The 19,877-nt window shown below is 42.4% G+C and carries 10 protein-coding genes and 1 pseudogene; 10 read left to right on the top strand and 1 reads right to left on the bottom strand.

Translation table 11 applies throughout. From position 1 onward, the window contains the following. Window positions 1-5 precede the first annotated feature (5 nt). From AB5217_RS06640 to AB5217_RS06615, 6 genes are all read left to right on the top strand, one after another. Complete coding sequence (locus AB5217_RS06640) at window positions 6-1,505, top strand: IPT/TIG domain-containing protein (RefSeq protein ID WP_004324418.1); 1,500 nt, start codon at window positions 6-8, stop codon at window positions 1,503-1,505. A 12-nt stretch (window positions 1,506-1,517) separates the two neighbouring features. Next, entirely contained in the window at window positions 1,518-4,622 is a 3,105-nt protein-coding gene (locus AB5217_RS06635) for a SusC/RagA family TonB-linked outer membrane protein (RefSeq protein ID WP_032845553.1), read from the top strand. 15 nt (window positions 4,623-4,637) lie between these two features. Continuing rightward, window positions 4,638-6,686 (top strand): RagB/SusD family nutrient uptake outer membrane protein, encoded by a 2,049-nt coding sequence (locus tag AB5217_RS06630; RefSeq protein ID WP_004324420.1) that lies wholly within the window; start codon window positions 4,638-4,640, stop codon window positions 6,684-6,686. Window positions 6,687-6,706: 20 nt separating this feature from the next. Beyond that, the gene (locus AB5217_RS06625; RefSeq protein ID WP_004299514.1) at window positions 6,707-7,726 is read left to right on the top strand and encodes a DUF4973 domain-containing protein; all 1,020 of its coding nucleotides are present in this window, start codon (window positions 6,707-6,709) and stop codon (window positions 7,724-7,726) included. A gap of 214 nt (window positions 7,727-7,940) precedes the next feature. After that, window positions 7,941-9,293 carry a sulfatase gene (locus tag AB5217_RS06620; protein ID WP_070782581.1) on the top strand — a complete coding sequence of 451 codons (1,353 nt, stop codon included), beginning with the start codon at window positions 7,941-7,943 and terminating at the stop codon, window positions 9,291-9,293. Window positions 9,294-9,330: 37 nt separating this feature from the next. Beyond that, window positions 9,331-11,016: an arylsulfatase gene (locus AB5217_RS06615; protein WP_004305240.1), complete on the top strand. Its 1,686-nt coding sequence runs from the start codon at window positions 9,331-9,333 to the stop codon at window positions 11,014-11,016. A 125-nt stretch (window positions 11,017-11,141) separates the two neighbouring features. Here the strand turns inward: AB5217_RS06615 and AB5217_RS06610 are convergent, their stop codons facing one another. Beyond that, on the bottom strand, window positions 11,142-13,703 hold the full coding sequence (locus AB5217_RS06610) for a hypothetical protein (protein WP_004324422.1): 2,562 nt from the start codon (window positions 13,701-13,703) through the stop codon (window positions 11,142-11,144). A gap of 231 nt (window positions 13,704-13,934) precedes the next feature. Between AB5217_RS06610 and AB5217_RS06605 the strand changes: the two are divergent. From AB5217_RS06605 to AB5217_RS06590, 4 genes and pseudogenes are all read left to right on the top strand, one after another. After that, window positions 13,935-15,528, top strand: a pseudogene (locus AB5217_RS06605) (arylsulfatase). Window positions 15,529-15,546: 18 nt separating this feature from the next. After that, window positions 15,547-16,917: a sulfatase gene (locus AB5217_RS06600; protein WP_070782460.1), complete on the top strand. Its 1,371-nt coding sequence runs from the start codon at window positions 15,547-15,549 to the stop codon at window positions 16,915-16,917. 56 nt (window positions 16,918-16,973) lie between these two features. Next, window positions 16,974-18,350, top strand: a complete 1,377-nt coding sequence (locus tag AB5217_RS06595; protein WP_070782461.1) for an arylsulfatase B — start codon at window positions 16,974-16,976, stop codon at window positions 18,348-18,350. A 34-nt stretch (window positions 18,351-18,384) separates the two neighbouring features. Beyond that, on the top strand, window positions 18,385-19,764 hold the full coding sequence (locus tag AB5217_RS06590) for a sulfatase (protein WP_070782462.1): 1,380 nt from the start codon (window positions 18,385-18,387) through the stop codon (window positions 19,762-19,764). The last annotated feature ends 113 nt before the right edge of the window (window positions 19,765-19,877 follow it).

Below are 19,877 nucleotides of genomic sequence, written 5' to 3'. Positions count from 1 at the left end.
GTATTATGAAATGTAAAACTATGAAACATGGGAACATAGGGCTACAATGCATGATGTTGGTATTCATTTTGGCAGTCTGTTTTAGTAGCTGCAAAGATAGCAAAGACGATACATCAGCGCCTTATGATCCGAATCTGCCAGTAGAAGTGACGGATTTCACACCTAAATCGGGAGGTGGAAAGAAGAAAATGATAATCTATGGTAGCAACTTTGGAATAGATTGTTCTATTATTTCTGTTAAGGTAGGTGGTAAAGAAGCCATTGTCATTAGTTCTAAAGGTACCAGTATCTACTGCTCCACGCCGGAGAGCTGTTTCGAAGGAACTGTAGAAATAAAGATAGGTGAACAAACTGTGATAGCATCTGAAAAATATCAGTACGAACCACAAATGGTAGTAACAGACTTATGTGGTGATGTAGATGAACTGGGAGAGGGAAATATTGTAGACACTGGTCCGTTTGACGATTGTGGAAAGATAGACTATCCTTTTTGGTTTTCTTTTGATCCCCAACATTCTAATATTCTTTATTTGTCTCAAAATAAAGGAAATCTGAGAGTGTTAGATTTGGAAAAGGAAATGATCTATACTAAGGAACTAAATAATATCAACCGTGCAACTACTATTACATGGACTAATGATGGTGATATGATATTGGCTGCTCCCCAGAATGGTGGTGCTAAGAATAGAAACAATATTATTTTAAAGCGTGGAAGCAGTACAGACGGACAAGATTTCAAAGAGTCTAGTTGGGTCGCTTTGGCGCGTGGTAATGCTTGTAACGGGTCTATGGTGCTTCCACAAACGGGAGAACTTTACTTCAATCATCGTGCAACAGGCAATGTGTACAGATATAATTTTGAAGAAAACGGCTATAATAACAATCCGGAAGTTCCTGGTGGAGCAGGGTTGAATGACTTTTTGGCATTTAGTGTACCTAATCAGACGGTTGACTTTAGTATGGTTCCTCATCCAACAGGTAAATATGTTTATATCATCATGCATGAATCGCATTATATACTTCGTTCCAATTATGATGAGGAGACTAAAAAACTGGTAACTCCATATATTGTGTGCGGACAATCCGGTCAGGCTGATTATAAGGATCTTGTAGGTATCAATGCACGCATCAATAAACCAGGTCAAGGTGTTTTCGTATTTAACGAGGAGTATAAGGCTGCTAATAAGGATGATTGGTATGACTTCTATTTCGCAGATAAAGAGAATCATTGTATTCGAATATTGACTCCGGATGGGGTGGTTTCTACGTTTGCCGGACGCGGTTCTGCCTCTGCAAGTAGCTATAAATGGGGTAAGCAAAATGGAGAAGTACGTGAGAGAGCTCGCTTTAATCAACCGGTAGCTTTGGCTTACGATGAGGTAACAAAGACTTTCTATGTGGGTGATTCGGGAAATTATAAGATCCGGAAGATTGCTAAAGAACAGGCATCTGACGATTTAGTTGGAGAAGAATCTAATGACAATCAGGACCAAGAAAATCAATAAAAAGAAGAACACATGAGAATAAAAGAATTTATTACGATTTGTCTGTTATTAGTCTCTGTTTCCCTTTTTGCTCAAGAGAAGACTATTGAGGTAACGGGAGTTGTGACAGATATGAATAAAGAACCATTGGTTGGTGTCAATGTAACAGTGAAAGACAAACCTGGTTTAGGAGCGATAACAGATATCAACGGACGTTACAAGATAAACATAGAGGAATTTTCTCGTTTGGTATTTTCGTATATTGGTTTTGATACACAAGAAATATTGGTGAAGCACCAAAATCTGGTCAATGTGTCAATGAAAGAATCGGAGGCTAGAGAAATTGATGAAGTAGTAATTACGGGAACGGGTGCGCAGAAGAAATTGACTGTGACTGGTGCAGTGACGAATGTAGATGTAGAGGTGCTGAAATCAAATCCTACGGCGAATCTTTCTAATGCATTGGCCGGAAATGTATCAGGTGTCCTTGCCATGCAAACTTCTGGACAACCGGGTGTGAATACTTCTGAATTCTGGATTCGAGGTATATCCACTTTTGGTGCTAATAGCTCCGCATTAGTATTAGTTGATGGTTTTGAACGCGATTTAGATGAAATCAATATTGAGGATATTGAGTCTTTTACTGTATTGAAGGATGCTTCTACAACCGCGATTTATGGTTCTCGTGGCGCAAATGGTGTAGTGTTGATTACTACCAAGCATGGTAAAGAAGGTAAGATTAAGATTAATGCTAAAGTGGAGACTTCTTATAATGCGCGTACCATCACACCGGAATTTGCAGATGGTTACAGTTATGCCATGCTGATGAATGAAGCATGTATAACTCGTAATCAAGAGAGAATTTATCAGAATGACGAAATGGAAATTCTGCGATTGGGACTTGACCCGGATTTATATCCGAATGTAGACTGGATGGATGTCCTGTTGAAAGATGGAGCTATGACTTATCGTGCTAATCTGAATATGAGTGGCGGAGGTAGCACGGCGCGTTATTTTGTATCGCTTAGTTATGTGAATGAAGAAGGTATGTACAAAACGGATGATGCCATGCGTAAGGATTATAATACTAATCCTAGTAGTCAACGTTGGAATTACCGTTTGAATACGGATATTGATGTAACGAAGACTACTCTTGTAAAAGTAGGCGTATCCGGTTCATTAAAGAAGCGTAATGCACCGGGGCAGGGCTCTAACGTATGGACTTCATTGATGGGGCAGAGTCCAATCAGTATTCCTGTGATGTATTCTAATGGTTACATTCCTGCACACGGGAAAGAAGATAATCGCAATAATCCTTGGGTACTTGCTACACAGAGTGGTTATAAAGAAATCTGGAATAATAAAATTCAGACCAATATTTCTTTGGAACAAAAGTTGGATTTTATCACTAAAGGCCTGCGTTTTGAAGGACGTTTCGGGTTCGACACGAATAATCAGAGTGAAATAAACCGGATAAGAATGCCGGAAACATGGCGTGCCCAAAGAGATCGCAATGATGAGGGAAAGGTGATCTTCAACCAACAAAGTGCCGAAAAACCGATGGAGCAAACCAGTGCCTCTACTGGTGAACGCCGTGAATTCCTGGAAGCATTTTTACAATATAACCGTGCATTTCACGCGCATCATTTGAGTGGAACATTGAAATATAGTCAGGATGCTTATCGGACAACAGTTGATATTGGAACGGATGTAAAGAATGGGATTGCCAAACGTCACATGGGATTGGCCGGTCGGGTAAGTTACAACTGGAACTATCGCTATTTTGCTGACTTTAACTTTGGCTATAATGGTTCGGAAAATTTTGCTGATGGACATCGTTTCGGCTTTTTCCCTGCGTTTTCTCTCGCTTGGAATATAGCAGAAGAAACGTTTATAAAGAAACATCTGAAATGGATGAATATGTTCAAGTTACGTTATTCCTATGGCAAAGTGGGTAGCGATAAGCTTAAAATAGGTGATACAACATATCGTTTTCCCTATTTGTACACAATCAAGGATGATGGAAATGGCTGGACTTGGAGTGATTACGGTTCTCCGGACAATGTGTATACAGGAATGCAGTATACGCAGCTGGCCTCCAACAATGTCACTTGGGAAATTGCGACCAAGCACGATGCAGGTGTGGATTTATCCTTATTCAATGACAAGTTTACGGCTACTGTAGATTATTTCCATGAACAGCGTGATGGTATCTATATGGAACGTAATTATCTACCTGGCATTGTGGGTGTAAATACTTATCCAAAAGCGAATGTGGGAAGTGGGCGGTCGAAAGGTTTTGACGGTAATTTTGCTTACAAGCAGAAAATAGGTAAAGTCAATCTGACTGTACGTGGTAACTTTACTTACAGTAAGAATGAGATTCTGGAGAAAGACGAAGAAAATGCAGTTTATCCCTATCAAAAGGAGGCTGGTTACAGGGTTAATCAGGCGAAGGGATTAATTGCTTTGGGATTGTTTAAAGATTATGATGATATACGCAATAGCCCGCAGCAAACTAACTGGGGGAAGGTGCAACCGGGTGACATTAAATATAAAGATGTCAATGGAGACGGAATTATTAATGGCAGTGATGAGGTAGCTATTGGTGCAACAACGAAGCCTAACTTGATTTATGGTTTTGGTATTTCTGCACAGTGGAAAGGCTTCGACTTCAATGCACACTTCCAAGGAGCAGGCAAGTCTTCGTTCTTCATTAATGGCCCTACCGTATATGCCTTTAATGGTAGTCAGTGGGGAAATGTCCTGACGAATTTGGTGAAAGACCGCTATGTCGATGCGGAGACAGCTGCCACATTGGGTATTCCGGCTAATGAAAATCCTAATGCTTCGTATCCCCGGCTTAGTTATGGAGGGAACGATAATAACTATAGAGCTTCTACTTACTGGCTCAGGGATGGTTCTTATTTACGCTTGAAAACATTGGAAGTGGGTTATACATTACCGAAATCGATTGTGAACAAGATACGGTTTAACAAGATACGTGTCTTTTTCATTGGTACCAACATCTTGACGTTTGCTAAATTTAAAGAATGGGACCCGGAAATGGGAAGTTCTAACGGAGAAAAATATCCGCTTGCTAAGACATTTACTTTGGGATTAACTGTGAATATCTAATTAAATGCATGAAAAATGAGAAAGATATATAAACTGTATATTGGTATTATATTGAGTGTAATTGCCGTTGCTTGTTCGGATAACCTCGACTCAGATAAATATTTTAAAGACCGCCGGTCTTTGGAGGATGTTTTTACCGACAAGGAATCTACGGAAGAATGGTTAGCACATGCCTATTCCTTTTTAGGCGGATACAATTTGGAAGTGTCTAACATGCTTAATACAATCACTAACTTTGCCGATGACATTTACTTCGGTGGTAATAGTCTCGATGCGTATAAGACGTTCAAGACCGGTACTTATGATGAGAGTTACCGTCATTCGTGGGGCGATAGTTATAAAGGTATTCGTCAAGCATCTATCTTCATCCAAAATATTGATATGAATACGAAGTATACGGAAGAAGAGAGAGCTGATATGAAAGCGCAGGCACGTTTTGTTCGTGCTTACTATTATTGGTTGTTACTTCGCAAATATGGTCCTGTACCTTTATTACCAGATGAGGGGCTTGACTATACTTCCGATTATGATGATTTGGCAATTCAACGTAGTTCGTATGATGAATGTGTGGAATATATTGAATCGGAGATGCGTCTGGCAGCCAAGGATTTGCCTCTGACCCGAGCCATTAATCAGGTGGCGCGTCCCACACGGGGAGCAGCATTGGCGGCTCGTGCCAGAGCATTGATATATTCAGCGAGTCCTATCAATAATCCCCGTCCGGGAGATCCGGATAAGTTCTCGGATTTGGTAGACTATGAAGGAAATTGTCTGATGTCCCAGGAATACAATGAATATAAGTGGGCAAGAGCAGCAGCTGCGGCAAGAGATGTGATGGAACTTCCCGGTGAGAACAACGGTCATCGTTATGAACTCTACCACAAAAAGGCAACTAACATTGCTGAACCCGGATATCCTGCTACCATTACCCCTTATCAGGATGGTGACTTCTCGACAAAGACATGGAACGAAGGTGGCTATAGCGATATAGATCCTTACGAATCCTACCGGGCAGTTTTCAATGGTTCGTTAGCGATGTATCAGAACCCGGAGTTGATTTTCAGCCGTGGGCGTAATCAAGGGGTCAATAGTATTGCTGAAATGGTGAAACTTCAAATGCCGAAAACTTTGGGTGGAGGAAATAATGCTTATGGTATGACACAAAAGATGTGTGATGCTTATTATATGGCAAACGGAGACGAATTCAGTAGAGAACATTTTAAAGAAGAATATCCTTCCGGTACACGTTTTGTTACCAAAAAGGAAGTTGAGGCAGGCACATATCCTCAAATAAAGGAAGGCGTATATAAGGAATATGCGGATAGAGAACCGCGTTTTTATGCATCCGTTTCGTTCAATGGCTGCGTATGGGCTTTGCTGAAAAATGCAGAGACAACAGATTATAAGAATGACGTTGAGAAACAAGTTAACTATTATTACGGTATCAATACTGACGGTTTCTCTGGTACCGGTGTCTATTTACGATCCGGGATCGGTATCATGAAATATGTGCATCCAGACGATACGAATCGTAAGGAAATCAAAGCGAAAGCAGAGCCTGCCATCCGCTTTGCCGAGATTCTGTTGATTTATGCCGAAGCGTTGAATGAACTGGAAGATGGATCTTCGTACGACATTCCATCGTGGGATGGATCTACCAGTTATTCCGTCAAACGTGATGTTGATGAAATGAAAAAAGGCATCAGACAAGTACGTCGCCGTGCGGGTGTACCCGATTATACAATGCCAGAGTACCAGGACCGGGATGTATTCCGTAAGAAACTGAAACGTGAACGTCAGATTGAACTCATGGCCGAAGGGCAGCGTTATTTTGATTTGCGTAGATGGAAAGATGCAGAAGTGGAAGAATCCAAGAAAAATTACGGGTGTAATTTCTATATGTCGGATGTAGAAGAGCAGAGAGAACAATTCTATACTCCGATTGAAATTGCAGACTTACCTACTGCCTTCTCACGTAAACTCTATTTCTGGCCTATCAGCCACGATGAGTTAAAACGTAATAAACGGTTGACGCAGAACCCGGGATGGACATACAATGATTAATCTCCTAATAAGAATATGATATGAAGAATATATATATTTATTTAAGTTTATTGGCTGTCATCGTCTTGGGAACCGCTTGTAATAATGAGTGGGAAGATGAGCAGTATGAACAATACGTATCTTTCAAAGCGCCTATCGCTTCAGGAAGCGATGGTGTTACTACCATCTACGTTAGGTATAAGGACAATGGAAAAGTGACCTATCAGCTACCTATCATTGTCAGTGGCTCTACAGTGAATAGCCAAGACAGAGATATACATATAGCAGTAGATAAGGATACGCTGAAAACACTGAATATCGAACGTTTTAGTCTTTATCGTCCGGAATTATGGTATACGGAAATGGAGGAAGACAAATATGAATTTCCAGAAACAGTACATATTCCTGCCGGTTCGTGCGTAGAACTATTAAATATAGATTTCAATTTGCAAGACATTGATATGTTGGAAAAATGGGTTTTACCGTTGACCATTGTTGATGATGGATCCTATGCTTATCAAAGTCATCCGCGCAAGAACTATGCAAAAGCTTTGTTGAAGGTAGTACCTTTTAATAATTATTCCGGTTCGTACACGGCTTCTTCCATGAAAGTGTACACTTATATAAATGGTAAGCCTGATACGAATGCAAGAACGACGGACAAGCGTACAGGATATGTGGTAGATAACAATTCCATATTCTTTTATGCCGGTTTGATTAATGAGGATATGGATAAGGATATGCGTAAGAAATACAAAATTAATGTGCACTTCAAAGAAGATGGAACATTGGATATGAAGCAGGATGATCCAAGTAACGAAATGGAGTTTGAACTGATTGGGACGCCTACTTATAGTAGTACTTCGGTTATGGACGCGACACGCCCTTATTTGGAACGTCGTTATGTTCAAATTATGTTTGAATACGACTTCCAAGATTTTACTTATGGAGGTAGTGGTACAGAAGTAATTCCTATCAAGTATAGAGTAGCAGGAAGTATGACGCTTCTGCGGAATATCAATACGCAGATTCCGGATGAAGACCAGCAGATTGAATGGTAATAATATAGATAATGAAATAGGGAAGATATGGAAATTATATCTTCCCTATTTACTTGTAATAGATCCTGATTAGTTACTTCCATCTCTGTTTACCTGTTTTTTTCCTTTATTGATTTGTATTTTTCCCTTTCTCTTAAAAAACTTACTTACTTTTGTTCTGTAAGTCAGTCACACGAAACCGACAAAAAGCATAGTTAATTAAATCAGAATAATTATGAACATCAAAAAACATTTGCCTTGGTTGGGAGCTTTATTACCCGTGGCCAGTATGCAGGCAGAGACAAAACCCAATGTGGTCGTCATCTATGTAGATGATATGGGAATCGGAGATATCGGTTGTTATGGAGGTAAGTTTGTTCCTACTCCGAATATTGATAAGATAGCGCAGGACGGATTGTTATTCAATCAGTATTATTCATCCGCACCGGTCAGCTCACCTTCACGTTGCGGATTGACAACAGGCAAATTCCCGATTGAAGTAGGAATTAATACCTTTTTAAATAATAAAGCCAGCAACAAGAAGTGTGAACAGCGTAACTTTTTGAGTGACAAGAATCCTTCCATGGCACGTGCTTTCCAAAGTGCAGGTTATGCCACCGGACACATAGGTAAATGGCACATGGGAGGCGGGCGCGACGTGCACAATGCACCTTCTATTAAAAATTATGGTTTTGACGAATATATATCGACGTATGAAAGTCCGGACCCGGAACCGGCAATCACTGCTACGAACTGGATATGGTCGGCCAAAGACAGCGTAAAACGCTGGAGACGTACCGAGTACTTTGTAAATAAGAGCATCGACTTTGTCAAACGTCATAAAGACCAGCCTTTCTTTTTGAATCTCTGGCCGGATGATATGCATACTCCTTGGGTACCGGAATTTAAGCAAAAGGATAACAAAAGCTGGAATACGGAAGAAGCCTTCATCCCTGTTCTTGCTGAAATGGACAAACAGATCGGACGTTTTATCAAAGCATTGGATGAGTTGGGATTGTCGGAAAATACAATCGTGATTTTCACTAGTGATAATGGACCGGCGCCCAGTTTCCAATCCGCTCGTGCTGCTTATTTAAGAGGAACGAAGAACAGCCTTTATGAAGGTGGAATTCGTATGCCGTTCCTTATAAAATACCCCAAGAAAATAAAGGCTGGACAAGTGAATAATGAGAGCGTACTGTGTGCAGTCGATTTATATCCCTCTTTATGTGCGATAGCCGGAATTGAAACAGAGAAAGGTTATCAGGGAGACGGACAAAATTATGATAAAGTTCTTTTGGGCAAATCGAAAGCTAAACGTAAAACGGATTTGATGTGGGATTTCGGTAGAAACCAATTCTTTAAGAAACCGGGAAATGCAAACGACAGAAGTCCTCATCTGGCTATACGCAGTGGCAACTGGAAGCTATTGATAAATAGCGATGGAAGCGATGCGCAGCTGTACGATATTGTAAAAGACAAATTCGAGAAAAACGATGTGGCGCAGTCGCATCCGCAAGTCGTAGCTAAGTTGAGCAAAAAAGTATGTAAATGGTTTGCGGAAAACAAAGACAAAGGAAAAGAGTAATACAGTGAAAAACAAATTATAAACTAATATTAAACTTATGAATTCTAAATTATTACTATTACCGACCGCCTTGATGGTTGCAGGCCATTCTGCAGCAGAGGCGAAAGGCAAGAAATCGGACAAACGGCCTAATATCTTGGTAATTCTTGCAGATGACCTTGGCTATTCCGATCTGGGATGCTATGGTAGCGAGATTCATACTCCTAATTTGGACAAACTGGCACAAGAAGGAGTACGATTCAATCATTTCTATAATGCAAGCCGTAGTTGCCCGACTCGTGCTTCCCTATTGACAGGACTTTACCAACATCAAGCCGGAATCGGACGAATGACCTTTGATGCTCACTTGCCGGGCTATCGCGGAACACTCTCACGCAATGCCGTTACCATTGCCGAGGTGTTGAAAGAAGCAGGATATACCACCAGTATGGTTGGAAAATGGCATGTTGCCGAAACTCCTCTGCGTAAAGACCAACGCGAATGGTTGGCACACCGTGTCTTCCATGATACATTCTCTGATTTATGTCATTATCCCGTCAATCGTGGGTTTGATTCTCACTATGGAGTGATTTATGGAGTGGTGGATTACTTTGATCCGTTCAGTTTAGTAGAAGGTGAAGTGCCTATAAAGGAAGTACCCAAAGGATATTATATAACCCAAGCCCTTTCAGATCGTGCCGTACAGGAGGTAGAAGAATATGCAAAGGATGATAAACCATTCTTTATGTACTTGGCTTATACAGCACCGCATTGGCCGCTGCATGCACTTCCTGAAGATATTGAGAAATATAAGGATACTTATAAAGTAGGTTGGGAAGCTATCCGTAATGCCCGTTATGAACGTCAAAAGCAGTTGGGTGTTTTCCCGGGAATGGATAACTTTTTGTCCGAACGTCAGTTTCATGACAAATGGGAAGATAATCCACATGCAGAATGGGATGCCCGTGCGATGGCCGTTCACGCTGCAATGATCGACCGTGTAGATCAGGGTATCGGACAAATTATCGAGGCTTTGAAAAAGACCGGACAGCTTGATAATACATTGATTCTTTTCTTGTCTGATAATGGTTGCAGTAACGAAGACTGCCAGAACATGTCTGGTGGAGAGAACGACCGTCCGGATATGACTCGTGATGGAAAGAAAATCATTTACCCGCGTAATAAACAGGTATTGCCTGGACCACAGACTACATACGCTTCATTGGGAGCCCGTTGGTCTAATGTAGCGAATACTCCATTCCGCTTTTGGAAAGCTAAATCTTATGAAGGAGGTATCTGTACTCCGATGATTGCTCATTGGCCGAAAGGAATTAAAAAGAACGTGGGTGGCATGACATCTGAAATAGGGCATGTAATGGACATCATGGCTACTTGTGTCGATTTAGCGGATGCTGAATATCCAACTACCTATAAAGGACATGATATTCTTCCAATGGAAGGAAAGAGCTTACTTCCTATCTTCAAGACCGGACATCGCAAGGGACACGACTATCTGGGCTTTGAACACTTCAACGAACGTGCTTTTCTTTCCAATGATGGCTGGAAACTGGTTCGCCCGAAAAATAACTCTCAATGGGAATTGTACAATTTGAATGAAGACCGGAGCGAGCAACATGATCTGGCTGCTAAATATCCGGAGAAGGTGGCAGAAATGTCAAAAGCATACGAAGCATGGGCTAAGCGTTGCATGGTAGAACCTTACCCGGGACAGAAAAAGAAATAACTGTCATTCCATTTAAAACGGAATGAATAGAAACATTGAAAGAATAATGGGGATGAAGGATTCCGGATCAGGAATAACTTCATCCCCATTAATAATATCGGCTATGAGGTTATCTACAACAAGAACTATTGCTCCGCTTGCCCGATTGTAGAATACTTCATACTTCCTATTTGTCCATCCTTACTCATCGTTTCCGCCTGAATAATCACCGGAGTGGAATATTGGTTATTATAACATTCAATCACAGCTTTTCCATTTTCATCTGTCCGTACAGACGGATTCCAGTAGAGCGTCCGTCTTTTGTCTACTTTATCCATATACAATTCCTTGGTCGGGTAGGCAGGTGAATAATATTCCAGTGCATGAGTATATCCCTGAATGACTGTTTGCCGGGTACCAAGTACGGCAGTCTGACTTTTGTTCAATACATCGCGTCTGGGTAGGGGAATCAGGTAGAAAACACTGTATTTATCCAGTTTGCTGATATCCACTCCCGTACTATCCGTAACTTCGGACATTTTGGTGTTTTGAATGATGTCGTCATCAATGCCTCCGGTTCCTTTGCTGATGATGATAGAAGCCAGTCCATCCACTTCGGTCAACATCATTTGAGTTTCTGTCTCGGATAAAATGTGGTTATCCATGATATAGCAGATTGGTTTCTGCCGATAAGTAAGCTTGTCATTGCTACGATCCCAATCGAATTGCGGACTTAACTTTTCCATTAATTCCGGAATAGTTGTGACAATCTTCCCATTGTCACGTAATAAATCTACAGAACGGCGTACGTCGTAATAAGCGTCAATGCTTTTCTCATTGATTTTAGTAGCCATATTACTTCCTTGCCGGCGTTTGCTTTTGATTTCCACTTCATCCAATACATAAAGTCCTTCTACTTTCCGGATAGAATCCATGTATAGAGAATCAAAATTCTCGGCTTTTTGTAGCCAGTGGGTCAAGTCCTTCCATTCAGGATGAAGCTCCTTGTAGCCGTAGGCTCGGGGAGCAGGTGAGAAATTACGGTCGATCAGGATGGATGCATCCTTGTTGCGTTCTTTACCGACTTTCCGGGTTTGGATCACCGCTTCCGTGGTTCCTTCAAAGTCTTCTACAGGAATGGTGAAACGACCGTTTTCATCGGTCACGGTTCCTCCAGTGATAAATTGGTCATCTTTCTTCACTATCACACTAAGCGCTATATCTTTCAGCTTATTCTTGAGGATCGTTGATTTAACCTGCCCGTTCAACACTAATTGAGCTTCCGGTAACTGCAACGGAGTGAAAGGAGCAGTAGAAATGGCTTGGCTCATGTCATATTTACGCCATCCATGCACCATTAATAATATATCCAGTTCCGTTTGCTTCCGGGGAGACGGCGATACAAAATAATAACCGGGCTGATGGATATATCCTTTTAAATCAGATGTTAACAGCAAATCAGTGAAGATGTTATTGTCATACTCCAGATAATCTGACCGGACGGCATCCCGGATGCTGACTGATACATCTCCCGATACCGGTTCTCCTTTGGCATTCTTTACCTGTAACTCACAACGAATAGGAGCGTAGGGAGTATACACCTCTTTCAGTCCCTCTGCGGATAGTTGTAGAGGAGCACGTGGATTGGAAAAGACAAAACGCTCGCATAACGTATTACCAGCTCGGTTGATGAGGCTGACTTGCAGTACACCTGCCGGTAGTTTGCGGGTAGGCAGAATGAACTCTTGTGGAGCGTCCGCCCGGCAACTAATCAATTGATGAACATACGGCCGCCCCTGATAACTGATAAATACAGCCAATGTGTCTTGAGGAGTAGCGGTATTGCAGGATACTTTCACCAAAAGGGCACCGGCATTGTTGACAGTACTCAACACATACCCGTTAGGCAACGCCTGTGGAAGGGTAAATTCATATTTCTTTCCTTGAAAATCGACTTTGGCAACAGCCGGTTGTGCAGAAGGTGTATATTCAAAATGCCCCATTCCATCGTGCAAAGTCTCGAAAGAAGTGATTTCTGCTCCTTCTTTGGTATAGAGCGTTCCCGACAATTCTATATTCCCCTCATTTTTACTCTCCGCCTTGAAAGCCACTTGCGAAGTCACTCCTTCCACTAATTGCCCTCCTTCGGGAAAAAAGCGCACACTCAACTTCTCCTTAGTTTCCGACGGACGGTTCTCCATCGACGGACTAAGTTCGTAAGTTGTGATACTACGTTCCAGCTTATCACTATTCGCAAGTTGATAAATCGGGAAAGTACGTGAGAAATACTGCGGTTCGTTGAAAGCAAGCATCCAGCGGGTATAGGCACGTACCTCATAATAGCCGGATAACATGGAACGGGGAAGAATGAATTGTCCGTTCCCTTCTCCCTGCGTCAGTTTGATGATTTGTTTATCTGCTATATGTCCTGTCTGATCCACCAGTTCCACATACAGGGGGCGGCTGATCGGACTGAAAGTCTGCTTTTCGGCGAGAGTGACATAAGCCTTGAACCAGATCGTATCTCCAACATAATAACTCGTGTTGTCGAAATGCAAATAGGCTTTCTCTCGCGGATAGTTGTTGGCGAATGTTTGTGCCTGGTTCATGTATTGTGTAAATACAGTTTTAGCAGGAGGTATTTCTCCCCATGCTATTGCTAATGGTAAGCAAAAAGAAAGAAGAAAAGTAATTCGTTTGTTTTTCATCTTAGTAGGTTTTTTAACTAGCGTACAAAGTTAGAACATATTGGCCTGAAAATAGAAAACTTATTGTTCAATAAAGGAAAAAAACTATTCATAGTAAAAATAAAAGTTCACAAAAGCGTTGTATACCTGTTTGGTATCATATATACCTGATTTTGTTCTTTATTGATTAGCATTTTTCCTTCCTTTTCCATAAACTTCTCTATTTTTGTTTTCCAGATAATTGATAATACTATGGTAAAGAAGAATTTCTTAATGACTGCCCCCTTACTGATGGCATCGTTTTGTTCGGCACAAGAGAAGCCGAATGTCGTACTGATTATGGTAGATGATATGGGTTATTCCGATATTGGCTGCTACGGTGGAGAAATACTGACCCCTAATATTGATGCGTTGGCATCCAAAGGAGTACGTTTCACACAATTCTACAACACTTCACGTTCTTGCCCTGCCCGGGCCAGTTTAATGACAGGGCTATATCAACATCAGGCAGGTATCGGTCAAGATGTCCGAAGACCCGTTTAAAAATCCCGGCCAGAAGAGTCCGAATGATTGGGGAGTGCCGGGATACAAAGGATTCCTCAACCGCAATTGTGTCACAATAGCCGAAGTTCTGAAAGAAGGCGGCTACCATACCTATATGGCAGGTAAATGGCATCTGGGAATGCATGGAGAAGAAAAGTGGCCCTTACAACGGGGATTTGAACGCTTCTACGGAATTTTGGCAGGAGCTTGCAGCTATCTCCGTCCATCGGGAGGACGCGGCTTGACCCTTGACAATACAAAACTTCCGGAGCCGGAAGCACCTTATTATACAACAGATGCATTTACCGATTACGCGATTCGCTTTGTTGATGAGCAGAAAGATGATAAACCTTTCTTCCTATATCTGGCATTTAACGCTCCTCACTGGCCGTTGCAGGCAAAAGAAGAAGACATTCAAAAATTCACGAAGATCTATCGTGAGAAAGGATGGGATGAAATTCGTGAAGCAAGACGGAAGCGGATGGCTAAGTTGGGAATTATCGACTCGAATACAGAGTTTGCCGAATGGGAAAATCGGAAATGGGACGAGCTGACAGAGAAGGAAAAAGATGAAGTAGCCTACCGGATGGCCGTTTATGCAGCGCAGGTGCATTGTGTAGATTATAATGTAGGAAAACTGCTGGACTACCTGAAGAAGAATCATAAACTGGATAACACGCTTGTCATGTTCTTGTCCGACAACGGTGCTTGTGCCGAGCCATACGCTGAATTGGGAGGCGGGAAAGTGTCTGAAATCAACAATCCGGCTTGTAGCGTGTTCCCTTCTTACGGAAGAGCATGGGCACAGGTTTCCAATACTCCGTTCCGTAAATACAAATGCCGTTCTTATGAAGGAGGTATTTCTACCCCTCTCATCGTGTCGTGGAAAAGCAATCTGAAGAATAAGAAAGGTGAATGGTGCCGTGTTCCCGGTTATCTGCCGGACATTATGCCGACCATCCTGGAAGCAACAGGAGCCGCCTATCCGGAAACTTATCACGGCGGAAACAAAATATATCCATTGGTAGGCAGTAGTCTTTTCCCTGCTATTCAAAAGAAAGCAGACTCTATACACGAATATATGTATTGGGAACATCAGAACAATAGAGCGATCCGCTGGGGAAACTGGAAAGCAATCCGCGACGAAAAAGGAAAAGAATGGGAATTGTACGATGTGGTTAAAGACCGTACCGAACGTAACAATCTGGCAGAACAGCACCCTGAAGTGCTTACCAAGTTAGTTGCCGAATGGGAGAAATGGGCGAATGCAAACTTTGTATTACCTAAGCATCCAAAGAAATAAATAAAGGAGGAACACAAAATGAATAAATTACTAGTAAGTGCATCCGTAGCCTTGGGAGCTACTAGCCTGTCTTTTGCCCAGCAAACGGAAAAACCGAACTTTCTGTTGTTCATAGCTGACGACTGTTCTCATTATGATCTGGGCTGTTATGGCAGTGTTGATTCGAAGACTCCGAATATCGACCACTTTGCCACACAGGGAGTACGTTTCACACAAGCCTATCAGGCTGTTCCGATGTCATCGCCTACCCGCCATAATCTATATACAGGTGTATGGCCTGTACGCAGCGGAGCTTACCCTAATCACACTTGTGCCAATGAAGGAACATTGAGCGTTGTACATCATCTGCAACCGTTGGGTTATAAAGTCGCGTTGATCGGGAAATCGCATATTGCCCCGAAATCAGCATTTCCTTTCGACCTTTATGTACCTCCTTTGAAAGGTGGGGACTTGAATTTTGAAGCAATTCAGAAATTTATTTCCGATTGCAAGGCGAAAGGCGAACCTTTCTGTCTGTTTGTAGCCTCCAATCAACCGCATACTCCTTGGAATAAAGGCGATGCCTCTCAATTTAATGCGGACAAACTGACACTGCCTCCTATGTATGTAGATATTCCCCAGACTCGCGAGTTGTTTACCCATTATCTGGCAGAGATCAATTATATGGATCAGGAATTCGGCAATGTCCTTTCTATTTTAGATAAGGAAAAAATGACGGATAAATCTGTTGTCGTATATTTGAGCGAACAAGGCAACAGCCTGCCTTTTGCCAAATGGACTTGTTATGATGCGGGGGTACACTCTGCCTGTATCGTTCGTTGGCCGGGAGTGGTTAAGCCGGGAAGCGTAAGTGACGCGTTGGTAGAATACGTAGATATTGTCCCTACTTTTGTCGATATAATAGGAGGAAAGCCGCAGGCGAAAGTGGATGGCGAAAGTTTCAAACCGGTATTGACAGGCAAGAAGAAAGCACACAAGAAATATTCTTTCTCCCTTCAGACCACGAGAGGCATCAATGCCGGATCGCCTTATTATGGCATCCGTTCGGTATACGACGGCCGATACAGATATATTGTCAATCTCACCCCGGAAGCTACTTTCCAGAATGTTGAAACAAAATCTCCTTTGTTTAAAGAGTGGAAAAGACTGGCGGAAACGGATAGTCATGCAAAAGCGATGACGACTAAATATCAGCATCGTCCGGCTATCGAATTGTATGATGTGAAGAACGACCCGTATTGTATGAAGAATCTGGCGGAGGACGCGAAACAAGCTTCTACCATCAGCCGCTTGGATAAAGAGTTGAAACGCTGGATGAAGGATTGTGGAGACGAAGGACAACCTACCGAGATGCGTGCCTTCGAACACATGCCGGGAAAGAGAAAATAAGCCGTCACACAGTCAAAACGAATAAAACACAGAATGTAATTTATAAATCGTATATCATGAAAAAAGAATTTTTTGGTTTGCTTTGTGGATGTACTCTGCTTCCGGCATTTCTTCATGCGCAGACAGAGCGTCCTAATATTGTGATTGTATTGGCCGACGATTTGGGTTGGGGTGATGTAGGATTTCATGGTAGTGAAATCAAGACTCCCTGTTTGGATGCTCTGGTAGGCGAAGGAGTGGAACTCGAACGCTTTTACACTTCTCCCATCAGTACGCCTACCCGTGCGGGACTGATGACGGGACGTTACCCGAATCGGTTTGGTGTCCGTTCGGCTGTTATTCCGCCCTGGCGTGAGGACGGACTAGATGAGAATGAAGAAACGATGGCCGATATGCTGGCACGTAACGGATATAAGAACAGAGCTATTATTGGTAAATGGCATTTGGGGCATACCAAGAAAGTGCATTATCCGATGAATAGGGGCTTTTCGCATTTCTATGGTCATCTGAACGGTGCGATAGATTATTTCGACCTGACGCGTGAAGGTGAACTGGACTGGCACAACGACTGGGAAACCTGCCACGACAAAGGATATTCTACCGAATTGATAACCAAAGAAGCCATCCGCTGTATCGATGCATACGAGAAAGAAGGTCCGTTTATGTTGTATGTGGCCTATAATGCACCTCATACACCTTTGCAGGCACAGGAAAAAGATATAAAACTCTATACTAACAATTTCGACAGCCTGACACCGAAAGAACAGAAAAAAGCGACTTACAGTGCAATGGTTTCTTGTATGGACAGGGGAATCGGTGCTATTGTAGATGCCTTGAAGAAGAAAGGAATTATGGACAACACTTTCTTTATCTTCTTTAGTGATAACGGCACTGCCGGTGTTCCGGGATCTTCATCAGGACCTTTGCGTGGACATAAATTCGACGAGTGGGATGGAGGCGTACATGCACCTGCTGTTCTTTATTGGAAGAAGGCAGAGAAACAATATAAGAACTTGAGTTCACAGGTGACAGGTTTTGTTGATCTTGTTCCCACATTGAAAGATTTGGTAGGAGATCACAGCCGTCCGAAACGTGAATATGACGGCATCAGCATCCTCCCTGTATTAAACGGTAAAAAGACCTGTATCGACCGCGATTTTTATCTGGGACACGGAGCAGTAGTCAATAAAGACTATAAACTGATTAGAAAAGGTATGAAACCGGGACTGGATTTGAAACAGGACTTTCTGGTTGATTATAAAACAGATCCTTACGAAAAGAAAAATGCCAGCGCAGGAAACGAGAAAATTGTGAAAGCTTTGTATGAGGTTGCCCTGAAATATGACACGATCACTCCTTGTATACCGGAAGTACCTTACGGTAAAGGTCGTGACGGATTCAAAGCTCCTAAAGAATGGAAAGTAGTACGTTGAATCTGTTAACCCTATGAATTGAAAATAATACAAGATGGAAAAATCAATGATTAGTTTATGCCTCCTAGGCGGATTGGCGATAGGAAACGGGTTTGCCCAAACTCCTTCGAAGCCTAATATATTATTAATCATAGCCGATGACTGCTCCTATTACGATATAGGCTGTTTCGGAGCAGTCAACAACAAGACTCCCCATATAGATGCATTGGCTCGACAGGGGATAAAGTTCAACAGTGCGTATAATTCTGTTTCGATGAGTACGCCTACCCGGCATTGTGTTTATACAGGTATGTATCCGATGCATCATGGCGGTTACGCCAACCATAGCTCGGTCAATGCCGATGTAAAATCTCTTCCCACTTATCTGGGAAATCTGGGTTATCGGGTTGGATTGGCCGGGAAGTGGCATATCAAACCTTTGGCTAACTTCCCGTTCGAAGATGTACCGGGATTCCCCAAAGGATGTACAAGCCCAAACACTGATTATCATACCAAAGGTATCGAGAAGTTTATGGAACGTGATGCTTCCCAACCTTTCTGTCTTGTCTTGGCTTCTATTAATTCGCATGCTCCCTGGACAGGTGGTGACGCTTCCGTCTTCGACCGGAAGAAACTTCAGTTGCCGCCACAGTTTATCGACACGGAAGTGACGCGTGAATACTATGCCAGATATTTGGCGGAAGTCGGCCTGCTCGATCAACAGGTGGGGGATGCTATGCAGATTCTGAAAGAAAAGAATCTGTTGCAGAACACTCTTGTCATTTTCATATCCGAGCAGGGTACGCAATTTGCCGGAGCCAAATGGACCAATTGGAGCGCCGGTGTCAAGTCGGCGATGGTGGCTTCCTGGCCGGGTGTCATTAAACCCGGTACGGAGACTTCCGCTATTGTGCAATATGAAGACCTTCTTCCTACATTTATCGATGTTGCAGGCGGAAAGGTGCCTGACGTAATAGATGGAAAGAGTCTGGTAGATGTATTTCAAGGGAAAACAAAGACACACCATAAGTATGCTTATCATGTTCACAACAATGTTCCGGAAGGTCCGGCATATCCAATCCGTTCTATTTCAGACGGACGCTATCGTCTAATCTGGAACTTGACTCCGGAGGAAACATACGTAGAAAAGCATATTGAAAAGGCAGAATGGTATCTCTCGTGGAAAGCACAGGACACGGATCAGGCACATAAAATCATGAACCGCTATAAGAATCGTCCCGAGTTCGAATTATATGATATCAAGAAAGATCCGTTTGAAATGAATAATTTGGCGGATGTGAAGAAATATAGTAAGAAGAAGGCAGAACTGACGATGGAACTGCAAAAATGGATGAAACAGCAAAATGATACCGGAGCTGATAAAGACTGGCCGCGTGCTCCTAAGAATAGGCAGAAGAAAGCAGCCAATGTATAATATTCGTAATGCTACCGCTTGTTGCTCTCTGAAAGAGATTTGGGTTCTTCGTCAAATTTGGTGGTACTTCTTCTATTGTGAATAAATAATCTTCGCTCTCAGTAGTTTAATTC

This window comes from Bacteroides sp. MSSM.1001136sp1_RTP21357st2_D2_RTP21359_211015, from assembly GCF_040913205.1.
GTDB classification, from domain to species: Bacteria; Bacteroidota; Bacteroidia; order Bacteroidales; family Bacteroidaceae; genus Bacteroides; species Bacteroides ovatus.
The sequence above is the reverse complement of the archived record's forward strand: the minus strand, read 5'-3'. Positions and strand labels throughout refer to the sequence as shown.